13 protein-coding genes, 2 tRNA genes and 1 pseudogene are annotated in these 13453 nt (G+C 59.7%); 8 read left to right on the top strand and 8 right to left on the bottom strand.

Going from position 1 to position 13453, the window contains the following annotated elements; all coding sequences use genetic code 11:
- The first annotated feature begins 118 nt into the window (after positions 1-118).
- Positions 119-1354, top strand: coding sequence for an MFS transporter (locus FOI68_RS17610; protein WP_143863907.1), 1236 nt, complete (start codon positions 119-121; stop codon positions 1352-1354).
- Positions 1355-1570: 216 nt separating this feature from the next.
- On the opposite strand, the gene FOI68_RS17605 is transcribed toward FOI68_RS17610, so the two are convergent.
- Entirely contained in the window at positions 1571-3943 is a 2373-nt protein-coding gene (locus tag FOI68_RS17605) for a UvrD-helicase domain-containing protein (protein ID WP_143863906.1), read from the bottom strand.
- Positions 3944-4125: 182 nt separating this feature from the next.
- Complete coding sequence (locus FOI68_RS17600) at positions 4126-5493, bottom strand: hemolysin family protein (protein ID WP_029099827.1); 1368 nt, start codon at positions 5491-5493, stop codon at positions 4126-4128.
- 265 nt (positions 5494-5758) lie between these two features.
- On the opposite strand from FOI68_RS17600, the gene FOI68_RS17595 reads away from it, so the two are divergent.
- Both FOI68_RS17595 and FOI68_RS17590 read left to right on the top strand, forming a co-directional pair.
- Positions 5759-6394: a YitT family protein gene (locus tag FOI68_RS17595; protein ID WP_143863905.1), complete on the top strand. Its 636-nt coding sequence runs from the start codon at positions 5759-5761 to the stop codon at positions 6392-6394.
- 49 nt (positions 6395-6443) lie between these two features.
- On the top strand, positions 6444-7340 hold the full coding sequence (locus tag FOI68_RS17590) for an MBL fold metallo-hydrolase (RefSeq protein ID WP_185973977.1): 897 nt from the start codon (positions 6444-6446) through the stop codon (positions 7338-7340).
- Here the strand turns inward: FOI68_RS17590 and FOI68_RS17585 are convergent.
- Positions 7331-7693 (bottom strand): YugN family protein, encoded by a 363-nt coding sequence (locus FOI68_RS17585; RefSeq protein WP_035295428.1) that lies wholly within the window; start codon positions 7691-7693, stop codon positions 7331-7333. The two genes, FOI68_RS17590 and FOI68_RS17585, sit on opposite strands and share 10 nt — an antisense overlap.
- 108 nt (positions 7694-7801) lie before the next feature.
- Between FOI68_RS17585 and FOI68_RS17580 the strand changes: the two genes are divergently transcribed.
- On the top strand, positions 7802-8644 hold the full coding sequence (locus FOI68_RS17580; protein ID WP_143863903.1) for a PHP domain-containing protein: 843 nt from the start codon (positions 7802-7804) through the stop codon (positions 8642-8644).
- 48 nt (positions 8645-8692) lie between these two features.
- On the opposite strand, the gene FOI68_RS17575 is transcribed toward FOI68_RS17580, so the two are convergent.
- The 3 genes from FOI68_RS17575 to FOI68_RS17565 form a co-directional block, all read right to left on the bottom strand.
- The gene (locus FOI68_RS17575) at positions 8693-8896 is read right to left on the bottom strand and encodes a hypothetical protein (RefSeq protein WP_143863902.1); all 204 of its coding nucleotides are present in this window, start codon (positions 8894-8896) and stop codon (positions 8693-8695) included.
- Between the two features lie 129 nt (positions 8897-9025).
- Positions 9026-9481 (bottom strand): GNAT family N-acetyltransferase, encoded by a 456-nt coding sequence (locus FOI68_RS17570; protein WP_035295424.1) that lies wholly within the window; start codon positions 9479-9481, stop codon positions 9026-9028.
- A 105-nt stretch (positions 9482-9586) separates the two neighbouring features.
- The gene (locus FOI68_RS17565) at positions 9587-10096 is read right to left on the bottom strand and encodes a 2'-5' RNA ligase family protein (protein ID WP_029099833.1); all 510 of its coding nucleotides are present in this window, start codon (positions 10094-10096) and stop codon (positions 9587-9589) included.
- A gap of 150 nt (positions 10097-10246) precedes the next feature.
- Here FOI68_RS17565 and FOI68_RS23580 point away from each other — a divergent pair, with 150 nt between their 5' ends.
- Positions 10247-10405 (top strand): hypothetical protein, encoded by a 159-nt coding sequence (locus tag FOI68_RS23580; RefSeq protein ID WP_162836718.1) that lies wholly within the window; start codon positions 10247-10249, stop codon positions 10403-10405.
- Between the two features lie 2 nt (positions 10406-10407).
- Here the strand turns inward: FOI68_RS23580 and FOI68_RS17560 are convergent, their stop codons facing one another.
- Positions 10408-11112, bottom strand: coding sequence for an alpha/beta hydrolase (locus tag FOI68_RS17560; protein WP_143863901.1), 705 nt, complete (start codon positions 11110-11112; stop codon positions 10408-10410).
- Positions 11113-11922: 810 nt separating this feature from the next.
- Here FOI68_RS17560 and FOI68_RS17555 point away from each other — a divergent pair.
- The 3 genes from FOI68_RS17555 to FOI68_RS17545 all read left to right on the top strand — a co-directional run bounded on the left by FOI68_RS17555 (position 11923) and on the right by FOI68_RS17545 (position 12910).
- Positions 11923-12483, top strand: coding sequence for a phosphatidylglycerophosphatase A family protein (locus FOI68_RS17555; protein ID WP_143863900.1), 561 nt, complete (start codon positions 11923-11925; stop codon positions 12481-12483).
- A gap of 242 nt (positions 12484-12725) precedes the next feature.
- A tRNA-Ile gene (locus FOI68_RS17550) sits at positions 12726-12802 on the top strand.
- A 32-nt stretch (positions 12803-12834) separates the two neighbouring features.
- Positions 12835-12910 (top strand) — tRNA-Val (locus FOI68_RS17545).
- A 125-nt stretch (positions 12911-13035) separates the two neighbouring features.
- Here FOI68_RS17545 and FOI68_RS17540 read toward each other — a convergent pair.
- Positions 13036-13338 (bottom strand): annotated as a pseudogene (locus tag FOI68_RS17540) (site-specific integrase); the annotation flags it as partial.
- Positions 13339-13453 lie beyond the last annotated feature (115 nt).

Here is a 13453-nt window from a genome sequence, read left to right as displayed (position 1 = left end):
CCTGCTCCGGTTTTTTCGACCGGACGCAGGGGTTTTCCCGTTTTCCTCAGCCCGAACGGCTGCGGCAGAATGTTTTGTATACAAATAAGAAGCAAATTTCCTGGAGGAGTGAAGCAGCGTGAACGAACGAAGATGGCGGATGGGCGTTCTCGTCATCGTCTGGATGGCGTTTTTGTTTTCCTTTGTGGACAGGCTTTCCTGGCCGCCGATCATCCCGCTCGCATCCAAGGAGCTGGGGCTGAGCAAGGCGGAGGCGGGCAGCTACATGACCGCCTTTTACATCGGGTACGTGATCACCCAACTGCCGGGCGGACTCTTGACCGACCGGTTCGGCTACCGGAAAGTGCTGCTCAGCTCGTTTTTCGTCATGGGCGTGTTTACTGCGTCGATGGGCCTGATTCACGATTTTGCGGCGGGTTTCGCGCTGCGCGTGCTGGCCGGTCTGGGATCAGGCGCCGTCTTTTCCGCCTGTGTCCGGGCGATTTTTGACTGGTTTCCGGCGAAAGGGCGGGGAACGGCGATGGGCTTTTTCATGACCGCCTCTTCGCTGGGGGTCTCCGTCGTCAACATGTTTGTCCCGGCTGTGGCCAATGCCTACGGCTGGCAGACGTCGTTTCTGGTGGCGGGGCTGCTGCCGCTGATCGGACTGGCGGCGGGGTATGTGATCCTGCGGGAAAACACGCCGGCAGCCGCCCGGCGTGCGCAGGCGCCATCCTCTTCCGACTTCTGGAAAAACGTGGGGCGCCTGTTTCAAAACCGCAACCTGATGATCACCGGCTTTTCCGGCTTCTGCGCCATGTGGGCCACCTGGGGAACGGCTACCTGGGCCAACACCTACCTGAACAAAGGGCTGAACCTCTCGCTGGTGGAAGCGGGCGTGATCATGTCGCTGTACGGCATGACCGCGCTCCTGTGCAAACCGGTCATCGGCATCCTGGCCGACGTGCTGAAGGTGCAGCGCAGGACCCTGCTCTTTATCGTCCTGGCCCTGTTCGGCCCGGCGCTGCTCTGGTTCGGCACCACCACCAGTGTCGCGATGCTGTACGCGGCGGCGGCGGTCCTGGGCGTGGCCGCCTTTGTCTACAGCCCGATCATGAACACGTTCATCGGCGAGCTGGTGCCGCCGGAGATGGTGGGAACGGCCACCGGCTTCGTCAATACCATCTGGCAGCTCGGGTCGCTGATCTCGCCGCTGGCGGTGGGGGCCGTTCTGGATGCGACCAACAGCTATGTTTTTGCCTTCCTGGCCTTGGCCGTCGGGCCGATGCTGGGGGCAATCATCATCCTGTTCGTGAAGGAACGACAGCCGTCCGCCGAGGTCGCGCCGGAACAGACGGAACGGGCGGGGGCGTAAGGGAGCACGGCACTCCCTCGGCCCATGGGCTGCGCGGGTCTGCCCGATAAGGGCTCGCAGTCCACGCATGAAGCGCCGGCCCATCCCCGCACGCATAAAAGGCTCCCCATTTCCGCACGCTAGTACCAAACGTACGGAAGGGAGCCGTTTGCCGTGTTTCCAATCATTGCGTCGATGGAAGAATGGCTGATGTACATGGGCGGGGGACTGGACCGGCTATCCGCCCATTTCGGCGATGAACCGGGAGGGCCTGGTTTTCCGGCCGAACCGCTCGCGGGGGATGCCGACCGCGAGGGAATGGCGGGCCCGCGTGATGGCCACGTATAGGAGGCGCCGCTCTTCCTCCAGGGCGGACGACTCTCCCTTGCGCACGGCGTCCAGCGCGTACTCGTGAGGGAGAGCGCCTTCCACCAGGTCGGGCAGGAACACGTGGTCGAATTCCAGTCCTTTGGCCCGGTGAATGCTGAGAACGTGAACACCTTCCTCCGGGAGTGGCCGCTCATGGCGCCACTCCTTTTCCCGTTCCGCCATGCGTTCCACATGGTGCAAAAACTCGGCGACGGTGGCGTGCCGCCTGGCCGCGGCCAAAAGCTGCTGCAGTTCGTCGCTCCAGCGCTCCCGGCCGTCGTCCCGGTCCTTGGCCCGTTTTTTCAGGTAATCCCGCAGCCGGCCGTCCTCGTAAATCAGCTCCAGCGCCTGGGCGGGCGGACATTCCCGGCAGGCAGCGAGGATGTCGGCCACGGTTTGCAGGTGCTTGCGCTGGTAGACTTTCCACTGCGGCAGGCGGGGCAGCACGTGCAGGACCGGCAGATCCTCCAGAATGGCCTGGCTGCGTACCGCGTTCCACATCTCCTGGGAGATGTAGAGGGTGGGGAGAATCTCCCTCAGCGCGTCGGCATCGTCCGGGTCCAGCGCAAGCCGCAAATAGCCCAGCGTCCAGCGAACGGCCTGCCGCTGGTAAAAGGAGTCCTCCTCCTGCGTGTAGTGAAACGGGATGCCCGCTTCGCTCAGCCGCTCCAGGATCGGCCGGGCCGACTCGCTGGTGCGGTAGAGGATGGCGCACTCGCCGGGCGGGGTCCCCTGCTCGATCCGGTGGCAGATCTCGTCCACGATCCGCGAGGCCTGTTCTTCCTCGTCGTCCGGCTCGAACAGGTAGGTTTCTCCTTCCTCGCTGTGAAACGAAAGGCAGTCTTTTTTCCAGCGCGCCCGATTGTGGCCGATCAATGAGTAGCCCAGCCCGACGATGGCGGAGCGGGAGCGGTAGTTCACTTCCAGCGTAATCGTTTGGGCCTGGGGAAAATCGTGGGTAAAGCCAAGTATGTACTGCGGATCGCTGCCGCGAAATCCGTAGATCGACTGATCGTCGTCCCCGATGACGCACAGATTGTTTTGCGGCGCGGCGAGCAGCTTGACGGTTTCGTACTGGATGCGGTTGATGTCCTGAAACTCGTCGATCATCACATGCGTGATCCGCTCCTGGTAGCGGCGCAGGATCTCCGTCTCGTCCCGCAGCATCTCGTAACAGCCGATCAGCATGTCGTCAAAGTCAAACCAGCCGAGCTTTCGCTTGGCCTCCTCGTACAGCGGATACAGCTCGCCTGCCTGCCGTTCCGCGTCGCTCGCCGCTTCCCGCCGGACGGCCTGGCCGGGCAGCAGGTACTCGTTTTTCCAGCGGCTGATCACGCCGAACGCGTCCAGCACGTCGTGTTCCTTTTGCCCCAGGAGCTCGGGATGGCCGGCGAGCACGCCGCTTTCCCTGAGCAGCCGCCACTTTTGCCAGTCTTTTTTCAGCAGGCGGCGCTGATCCCAGCGTTCCGGCTGGTGGTACAGCAGCATGCGGTAAAAGATGCTGTGGAACGTGCCGGCGATCAGCTCCCGCGCCTGCTCGCGGGGGAGCTGGCGGGCCAGCCGCTGCCGGATCTCGTCCGCCGCCTTGGTGGTAAAGGTGACCACCATGATCTGCCGGGGCGGGACGCCTTTGTCCCGGATCAGGTGGGCGGTCCGGGCCGTCATCACCCGCGTCTTGCCGCTGCCCGCACCGGCCAGGATGAGAAGGGGGCCGTCCGTGGTCATGACGGCCTGCCGCTGGCGGGGATGGAGCGGTTCGTCCCGCTGTTCCGCCAGGTGCTGGATGCGCGTTTTCGGCATCAGCCGTTTGCGAAACAGCGGCGGTTCCGGCGCGGGCGTCACGCTGCCGCCGCCGATCGGCCGCCGTTTGGGCAGGCGAAAGGAGCCGACCCGAACGGATTCGCCGTCGATGTCATCTCCCACTGGAGAGGCGGCGTCCGTCCGACACGGGTTGGCGTCACGCGGCGCGGGATCGGCCGCAGCCGCGACAGCGGCCGCCAGCTCCGGACGCGCGGCGAGCAACTCGGGCGGGGGCTCGTCCCGCCCCTGCCAGGCACAATCGCTGTCCGCGGGATGGAGAAAGCGGGGTTCCGCACTGATCCCCGCCATCAGGCTGAGCGGTGAACCGCAGGCGGGGCAGCGCACCTTCCCCTGGCGGGCGGCCATCCGCCAGGCGGGTATGCGAGGGTAAGTCTCGGGCGTAAGCAGGATGACCTGGTCGTCTAGCTGCGCGAATTTCATTGCGACACCTCGTACGGAATGCGGCGTGCGAAATGGCGGAGTCGCCGCCTTGACACGCCTGCGGATGAGTCCATCGGATGATGGGAACGGGGGCTGCCGGTGTTGTACCGCCGGCAGCCGGAAAGAAGAAGTGCCCCCTGCGGACAGGGGACACTTGCCTGTTCATTTGTGGGATCGGTACGTCATGACTGTGCGGGCAAAAGAACGGTCTCTTCGTTCTCTACCGGTTCGTTTTCGCCCACGTAAGTGATGCCTACCCGGGTGATGCGGTGGTTTTCCAGCTCGGTGATGGTGAAGAGGTAGTCCTGGAAGCGGACCGACTTGCCTTCCGCCACTTCCTCGTTCAACTGGCTGTAGAGCCAGCCGGCAATCGTGTCTACCTCATCGGAGTGCATCTCCACGGCGATATAGTCGTTCAGCTCGGTGAGCAGCGTCTTTCCCGAGACGGACCATTCGTTGTTGTTGGAACTTTCGATATCGGGACGTTCGTGTTCGTCGAATTCGTCCTGAATGTCGCCCACAATCTCTTCCAGAATGTCTTCCATGGTGATCAGCCCGGCGGTGCCGCCGTACTCGTCGATGACGATCGCCATCTGCGAGCGGCGCTTCTGCATCAGCCGCAGCACGTGGCTGATTTCCATGGACTCCGGCACGGTCAAAAGCGGGCGGAGAAAATCCTTCAGCTCCGCTTTCCCATAGGTGAGAGCCGACAGGTAAAAATCCGAGGTGTGGACAAAACCGATCAGCCGGTCCTTGTCCTCGTGGGCCACCGGAAACCGGGAGTGTCTCGACTGGCGCATGATTTCCAGGTTCTCCTCAAACGTGTTGTCATCGTAGAGGCAGACCATGTCAATCCGCGGAATCATGATTTCCCGGGCCAGACGTTCGGAAAACGCAAAGACGTTGTCCACCAGCGCCAATTCGGTCTGGTCGATGTGGCCGCTTTTGTGGCTTTGGTTGACGAGCAGGCGAATCTCTTCTTCCGTGTGGGCGGAGTCGTTTTCCGTCGCGGGCTCGACGCCCAGCCGCCGGATGAAGAAGTTGGCCGTACCGTTCAGCATCCAGATCAGCGGATAGCTGAGCTTGTAAAAGAACATCAGCGGCGCCGCCGTCCAGAGGGACGTGGTTTCCGCTCTCTGGATCGCCAGCGACTTGGGAGCCAGCTCCCCGAAGACAATGTGCAGGAAGGTAATGAACCCAAAGGCGATCGCCAGCGATACGGGCGTTGCCAGGGATTGTGGCAGGTTCAAAGAAACCAAAACGGGTTCGACAAAATGGGCGACGGCCGGTTCACCTACCCACCCCAGTCCCAGCGATGCCAGCGTGATGCCAAGCTGACACGCGGACAGATAAGCGTCCAACTGGCGGGTCACCTTTTGCGCGTAGGAGGCGCGCTTGTTTCCCTCGCTTGCCAGTTGGGCCAGACGGGTTTGGCGCACTTTCACCAGCGAGAATTCTGCTGCGACAAAAAAGCCGTTCAGGAACACCAGAAAGCCGACGAGCAGCAGATTCAGCACAATCTCCCCTATCGGACCTATCGGACTCTCCAAGAACGTCTCCCCTCTCGCATCCGCTTGCGCTTCTGCGACAGCAGGAGAATTCACCTCCACTTGTTATTGTCGGTTGTCGTTTTTCATGTACGAACGCCCCATGGCCAACATTCGCACCTATCCTGTTACTGGATAGTATACCAGTTGAAAAAGCGAAGAGTCAAAACCATCCGATTTGTGCCGGCCCATCGGCACAATTGCCATACATACCCGCACCCGCTCTGACATACAGTTAAGCGAAACCCTGTCCGGGGAGGAGAAGCGTGTGTACTGGCTGCAGAAAAGCGTGGCAATCCTGGCGGGCAGCGTGCTGGTCGCCGTGGGCGTCAACCTGTTTCTCGTTCCGCACAAGCTGATGGACGGGGGCATGATCGGCCTGGGGCTGTTGGCCACGTACTACCTGCATGTGCCCCCGGGGCTGGTGATGATTCTGGTCAGCCTGCCCGTCTACGCGCTCGTCTTCGCCTTCGACCGCAGGCTGTTTGCCCACAGCTTTCACGGCATGCTGATCTCTTCCTTTTTCATTGACATCTTCTCGCCGCTCCGGTCCAGGAATGCCTGGTCGACGCCCGCCTCGGCTGTCTGGGGCGGCGCTCTGATCGGCTCCGGCATCGGACTGATGCTGGCGTACAAGACCAACACGGGGGGCACCGACCTGTTGGCCCAGTTTGCGGCGAGGCGGTACGGACAGCCTGTGGCGCTCCTGATTCTCGGCATCGACGGAGTGATTGTCGCCGGTTCGCTGCCGGCGATCGGCTGGGAACGCACCGTCTATTCCCTGATCACCATCGTCGCCGTCGCGTCCTGCACCCATGTCTTCAGCGGCATTCGCCGCCGGCCTGCGCCGTACGTGGTAATCGGGCCGATCGGCAGGGATGGGGGACGCGCGTGGAGAAAATAAGGAAAAAGCCAGAAAAGAGGGAACGCGCGTGGCACAGCATATGCCCGAAATGATTACCGATCGGATCGGCTACTTTCCCGGCAGCGTCAACATCGGCCTCGTCCTGGGAACAAGCGGCGCCATCCTGATCGATTCCGGATTGGACGCACAGACCGCGAAAAAAATCAAAAAAGGGCTGGAGGCAATGCCCCAGCCGCTGGCTGCCATCGTTCAGACCCATGCCCATGCCGATCATTTCGGCGGCAATGCCTACCTGCTCACCTGCTGGCCGGAGGCGGTCGTATACGCTCCGCCGCTGGAGGAGGCGATCATCCGCTACCCGCTGTTGGAGCCGATTTACCTCGGGATGGGCGCCCAGCCGCTGGCAGAGCTGTGCAACAAGTTTTTGCTGGCGGAAGCCTCCCGGGTGGACCGCCTCCTGCCGGCGGAAGGCGAACTGGACATCGACGGCGTCCGCTTTGAGGTCATCTCCCTGCCGGGACATAGCTGGCAGCAGGTGGGCCTGGTGTGCGACGGCATCTGCTTTGCCGCCGACAGCTTTTTCGGCGAGGAAACGCTGAAGAAGCACAAGCTGCCGTTTCTCGTCGATGCGCATGAAACCCTGCGCAGCCTGGTGAAGCTGCTCGAGTCCGGCTGCCGCGGCTATCTGCCGGGCCACGGTCCCTACACCACCTCCCCGGAAGCGATCCTGACGAAAAACATCCACTGGCACCGCCGCCTGTACGACGTGATTGAAGAGATCCTGGCGGAGGAGAAAACGCTGGAACAGACGCTGGCCTTGCTGTGTGAACGCTTGCACATTTCCATTCAAAACGCCACGAGCTACGTGCTGTACCGGACCGCGCTGATGGGCTACCTGATCGGACTGGTGAAGGAAGAGCGCGTCAGCTACCGCTTCGCCGCCAATCAATGGCTGTGGAGCCGAAAAGGGACCGGTCAGGGCTGAGCGGCGGGACGGGACAGGTAGTCCGCGATTTCGGCCAGCTTGTGCTCGGCGGCTTCGCGGATTTCTTTGGGAATCACGAACTGGTCTTCGGCCGTCGCGTGCATGTAAAACTTCGCTTCCAGATAAGGGTGGCCCAATTTGACGGTCAATTCTCCCTTGCCGGTGGTGGTGCTGGTGTAGTTGGTCGGAATGCGGAGAAAATACGAAGTGCTGGTGGCGGAGTCGTAGATGACGACATCGTAGGTGGGGGGGCTGTCGCCGCCGGAGCGGTGGAACCCTTGCTGCCGGAGCATTTTGTCGACGTAGGACAGCGGCTGGACAACACCGGTCAGGTTTTTGCTTTTTAACCGCATGGACATCCTCCTTGGCTGACGCTCGAAATTGTGTGTTGCCTAATCATATGTGGAGGGGCGGCGATTCAGACTTACAGACAGGAGAATCATGAAGGAGTGGAACATCCCGTGAAACAAGCCGATCTGCATACCCATACACGCGCATCCGACGGCACCTGCGAGCCTGCGGAAAACGTCCGTCTGGCCGCGGAAGCCGGACTGGCCGCCGTCGCCATCACCGACCACGACACCGTCGCGGGGATTCCCGCCGCGCTGGAAGCGGCAGCCGGGCTGAACCTCGAGGTCATCCCCGGCGTGGAGATAAGCTCTGCCGCCAACGGACAGGATATCCACGTGCTCGGCTATTTCGTCCCGTACGACGACGAGACGTTTCAGGAGAAGCTGCGCGGGCTGCGCGAGACCCGGCACGAGCGCAACAAGCTGATGATCGCCCGCCTGCGCGAGCTGGGCATCCCGATCACCCTGGAGAGCGTCTACCGGCGCAAGAAGGGGGAGGACAAAAACATCGGCCGCCCCCACATCGCCGAAGAGCTGATGGAACTGGGCGTGGTCGGCTCCATCGACGAAGCGTTTGCCAAGTACCTGGGCCGCGAAGGAGCGGCCTATGTAAACCCCCCACGCATCTCGCCCCAGGAGGCGATCACGCTGATCCAGGAAGCCGGCGGCGCCGCCGTGCTCGCCCATCCCGGCCTGTACGACGACGATGAACTGGTGCGGGAACTGATCGCCTTTGGCCTGGACGGCATTGAAGTATGGCACCCGGACAACGACGCCGCCAACCGGGAGCGGTACCGCACCTGGGCAGAGGAGCACGGCCTGGTCATGACCGGCGGCTCCGACTTCCACGGCTGGCGCGGCGAAGAGCCGTTTCACGCCATGCTGGGCACGCACACGGCACCGCTGTCCGCGGTGGAGCGGCTGCGGGAAATTGCGGCGAAGCGGAAGGGGTAAAAGGAGGGCAGAGGGCCCGAACCATCAGGCAGACCGCGGGCAGCCTCCTTATCTTCGTTTTTTCTCGTCGTATTCCCGTGCCTTTTTGTCCAGATACAGATGGTTGTCGATACCGTACACCTGCCCGATGGCAGTCAGGACCGTAATGAGGAAAAAGATCAATCCGTACGCGATCATGAACCGGTCCAGCGCAAAGCAGGCCACAATGGCGGCGATCAGAACGGCGAGCGCAGCCCATACGACTGTTTTCATGGCCATCCCCCTTTTTTGATTCGTTCACGTCGAATCATACAGCGTACTTGTATGTACGGAGGATGTTTTGGAACGTTTCGGAAACGGACAACCCCGCGTCCAGTAAGGGCCGCGGGGTTGTTGGCGTACTTAGTTTGTATCCAGTTTCTTTACCATGGCGATGTGCTCAATGCCGGCTTCGTCAAACACGTCACCGTGCGGCTGGTAGCCGAGCTTTTCGTAAAAGCGTTGGGCGTGGGTCTGGGCGTTCAGCTTGAGGCTGTGGTAGCCGAGACGGCGGGCGGTTTTCTCCACGGCCAGCATCAGCTCCCGGCCCAGGCCGGTGCCGCGCTCGCTTTTCAACACGGCGACCCGCTCCACTTTGCCCACACCGGGAGCGTACGGACGCAAACGGCTTGCTCCGACGGGCGTTTCCCCCGCGTAGGCGACGAAGTGAACGGTCCCTGTGTCCGGCCGGTCATGTTCGTCAATCTCCAGCTCTTCCGGCACCTGCTGTTCCTCGATAAACACGGCCCGCCGCACCGACAGGGCATCGTTCATCTGCTTGTCAGACTGGACGGTCTCGATTTGGTACACCTGATTCATCGTCACGCTTCCTTTCGCTCTGCACAGAAGTTCCCTCCCCGCTAACCGTGAAGGGGGTTTAGAAAGGAGTCCGCTTGCATTCGCCCGCGCGGTATGTCCGCGTGGTTATTTTTTCAGCAGGAAGGTTTGATACACGCTCCAGATGCCGTCCTCCAACTGGTAAATCAAGTGGAAGCGGTCAATCTCCGAGGTCAGGTCGATCTTGACCATGCTCAGTTGGCTGGTCACGTCGCGCAGCTCGTCGTTGGACAGATCGCGACCGATGGTCAGATGGGGCACGTAGGCGTACGTTTCCGGGGTATTGACGCACTTGTTCACAATCTTTTCGTGCAGGGCCACAAACGGCTCCTTGTTCTGCACGGCAATGTAGATCACGTTGCTGGTCGGGTGGAACGACGAGATGCGGTGGAAATGAGCCGTAAAGCTTTCCGTCGATTGGGCTACCTGCTCGAGGTGGCTCACCAGTTCGGGCAGACGGTCGTCTTCCAGGTCAAAAGCCTCTTTCAGGCGGATATACGGCGGGATCAAAGCGTAGGTCGGGTCGTAGCGCTTTCGGTATGAGTTGGCCACTTCTTGCACCTTGCTGGATGGGAATACGACGATACTGTATTTCATATGGAACCCCTCCTTCTTCACGTTTGAACATGCCATCATATCCAATTATTTTAACAGAAAATTCTCCATTTGTGTAATGTTATGCGTCAACCCGTATATTCCTCCCGCGACGGGACAGACTGTTAACAGCAGGGAGGTGTCCAATCCATCGTGAAAACAGCCATGATGATTACCTTTATGTTCCTCGTTCTTTTTCTGCTGGCGCTGCTTACCTTTACGATCATTACGGTCATCCGCAAAGCGGAATTCGAAGAGGCGCTCGTCTCGCCGGGAAAGGAAGACGGCACGCAGGAAGAACGACCACGGTAAGTTTACCCAAACAGCGTGCGCAGCATGCGCGGCAGGTTGGCCTGCCAATCCCCCCACGTGTGGTCACCCGCAAAGGTCTCGTAAGCCAGGGTGACCCCTTTTGTTTCCAGGATGGCGCGCAGCCGTTCGTTGGCCGCGAGCAGGTTGAGCGTCCCGCGCGACGTCTCCACCGCCGTTTCGGCCGTCCCCACTTCCAGGTAGACGTGCAGGGAAGCGGGCAGAACCGCCTCCGCGACACGCCGGTTCAGCGCCTCGTCCATCGCCGCCGACTGGCAGGCCACCTGGCCAAACGTGTGCGGATACGCCAGCGCCGTAAACAGCGACACGACGCCGCCCAACGACTCGCCCAGCAGCGTCCGCGCCTGCCCCAGCGGATGGGTGGAGTAGTGACGGTCCACGTACCCGACCGCCTCGACGGCCAAAAAGCGCCGGTAGGCCAGATGCTCGTCGCCGTCCGGATGGTAGCGCGCGTACCGCCGGGCCTTATCCACCGGCAGGAAGACGGCGAGCAGGTCCGGGATCTCTTTCTCCCGGTGGAGCTGTTCCAGAAGCGTCGCCAGCCGGCCCAACGACAGGTAGTCCTCGCCGTCCTGCACGTACAGGACGGGATAGGAGTAGAGCGGGGAGTACCGCTCAGGGGTGTAGATGAGGAGCCGTTCCGTGGTTCCCAGGCAAATGCTCGTCAGCGTAATTTCGTTCAGCGGCACAGGGATATCCTCCTTTGGGTGTGCTGGTTTCATTATACCGGAGGGGAGGGGGCGGGGGGAAAGCGGTCATTAGTTGGCAGGCAATTCGGGCGTATGGCGCGATTGCGGATATGGTTTAATCATGAATTTGTTCGTGACTTGATTGTCCGTGCTTGGATAGGTTGGCTTTGTTTTGATCGGTGATCTTGTTTCGGAGCTTTACCCTTGCTTCGATCTTTGCTCCGTTTCGATCACTGCCTTTGCTTCGAATTCTGTCCCTGCTTCGATCTCGGTCTCTATTTCGATTTATAGCTATGTTTCGATCTTAGTCCTTGCTTCGATCATTTTCCTTGCTTCGACGGTTGTCCTTGCTTCGACAGTTGTTGCTTCGACCGTTGCCTTGCTTCAACCGTGGTCCTTGTTTCGACCGTGGTCCTTGTTTCGACCATTGCCCTTGCTTCGATCATTTTCCTTGCTTCGACCATTGTCCTTGCTTCATTGACCCTGCTTCGATCATTGTCTCTGCTTCGATTATTGCCCCAGTTTCGGTCAATTGTCCTTGCTTCGATCATTGACCTTGCTTCGAGCTTTGTCCTTGCTTCGATCATTGCCCCTGCTTCGATCTTTACCCTTGTTTCGTTTCTTTACGCTTGCTTCAGTCTTTGCCCTTGCCTCGATTACCATAAGCCTTGACCCATCTCGCCACATTTACCACCATGTAGCTCCTCCCTCGGACGGACACCCCGCCGGCCGAAAGATTGTCGCAATTCCGCCATCGTATGATACTATGATAGGGAATGACTTCACTCAATGGTGGAAGGGGTTGTCTCAATGAAGAAGCACGTACACAGCAGCGAAGTCAGAAATGCCGCCCTGACGCGCCTGGCGGAACGCGGCGTCACTGTGGAGGATATCGCCGAAATCGTCTATCTGATGCAGTCGCCGTACCATCCCGACCTGACCATGGAACCCTGCATTGAGAGCGTAAAAGCCGTTTTGGAAAAGAGGGAAATGCAGCACGCCATCCTCGTCGGCGTGGAATTGGATACATTGGCGGAAAAAGGCATGCTGTCCGAGCCGCTTCAAACCCTCATCGCGACGGACGAAGGCCTGTTCGGCTGCGACGAAACCCTGGCGCTCGGCTCTGTGTTCGGCTACGGGAGCATCGCCGTCACCACCTTTGGCCACCTGGACAAACATAAAGTCGGCGTCATCAAACGACTGGACACCAAGCGTTCCGGCCGCGTCCACACATTTCTGGACGACCTCGTCGCCAGCATCGCCGCCAACGCCTCCAGCCGCATGGCCCACCGCCTGCGCGACGAGCAGGAACAGCAAGCGGAGCAGGCGGAGATTCGGATTGAGAAGAAGAAGGCGGATCAGGCTGGGTGAAAAAGGGAGCGGACGGCTCCCGGGACAGCTTTCGCGAAATATGGTTTCATGTGGATAGAGATGAAGCAGAAGAAGTACCGGAAACAAAACGAGAACAGGGCCATTCTCTTGCGCGTGTGGTGAGGCAGAGAATGGTTCTTTCTATGTCGGTAAAATTTTTTACTGGAATTTTGATTTTTCCTCTTGAAATCGAAAAGAAAATCCGGTATATTAAATCATGTGATCGGCGTCCGGTACGATTCGGGCCCTTAGCTCAGTTGGTCAGAGCGGTCGGCTCATAACCGATTGGTCGTAGGTTCGAGTCCTACAGGGCCCACCATGTGACAGGTGTTTGTGAAGTACATACGACATGATCCGGTAGCTCAGTTGGGAGAGCACCATCTTGACAGGGTGGGGGTCGCTGGTTCGAACCCAGTCCGGATCACCATACATAAGAAGCTGAAACCCTTGAGAAATCAAGGGTTTTTTGATTTTCCATTTCCTGGCTGGGACAAAAATGGGGGTGAAAACGCCTTGTGGTCACAGAATGGTCACAAGGGTTTCACCCCGAAATTACGTGGTTCCAAACAGTATTTTCCCGAACGCTTTGGCGGTTTCCTTTTGCATGCTGGGCAGCAGGTGACTGTACGTATCCAGTGTCATCCGTGTGTCCGCGTGGCCGAGCCGTTCCGCGACGATTTTGGGATGAACGCTCTGTTTGAGCAACAGCGTTGCGTGCGTATGCCTCAGATCGTGGAAGCGGATATCCGGAAGACCAGCCTTTTTGATCAAAGACTTGAACGTACGGGAAAGATTGCTCCGATCAATCGGTTTTCCAACAGGTGTACAGTTAACCAGATCGAGATCGTGATACAGGCTTCCTGGGGTCTGTCAATGATTTTGTGTAAACTCCAATAGCCGTTAGGCTCAGCGGAGATATGGTTGAACTCGCTCCGGAAACTGAACGGACAGTTGCAACAGAATTTGGCCC

Source organism: Brevibacillus sp. LEMMJ03, assembly GCF_007197875.1.
GTDB classification, from domain to species: Bacteria; Bacillota; Bacilli; order Brevibacillales; family Brevibacillaceae; genus Brevibacillus; species Brevibacillus thermoruber.
Note: the sequence above shows the minus strand (reverse complement) of the source record. Positions and strands in the feature narration are given on the sequence as shown.

What these genes read in the sequence shown, in the direction of transcription:
- FOI68_RS17605 (WP_143863906.1), bottom strand. Translation starts at nt 3,943, where the DNA reads ATGAAATTCGCGCAGCTAGACGACCAGGTCATCCTGCTTACGCCCGAG.
- FOI68_RS17565 (WP_029099833.1), bottom strand. Translation starts at nt 10,096, where the DNA reads ATGAAATACAGTATCGTCGTATTCCCATCCAGCAAGGTGCAAGAAGTG.
- FOI68_RS17590 (WP_185973977.1), top strand. Translation starts at nt 6,444, where the DNA reads ATGATTACCGATCGGATCGGCTACTTTCCCGGCAGCGTCAACATCGGC.
- FOI68_RS17575 (WP_143863902.1), bottom strand. Translation starts at nt 8,896, where the DNA reads ATGAAAACAGTCGTATGGGCTGCGCTCGCCGTTCTGATCGCCGCCATT.
- FOI68_RS17570 (WP_035295424.1), bottom strand. Translation starts at nt 9,481, where the DNA reads ATGAATCAGGTGTACCAAATCGAGACCGTCCAGTCTGACAAGCAGATG.
- FOI68_RS17585 (WP_035295428.1), bottom strand. Translation starts at nt 7,693, where the DNA reads ATGCGGTTAAAAAGCAAAAACCTGACCGGTGTTGTCCAGCCGCTGTCC.
- FOI68_RS17555 (WP_143863900.1), top strand. Translation starts at nt 11,923, where the DNA reads ATGAAGAAGCACGTACACAGCAGCGAAGTCAGAAATGCCGCCCTGACG.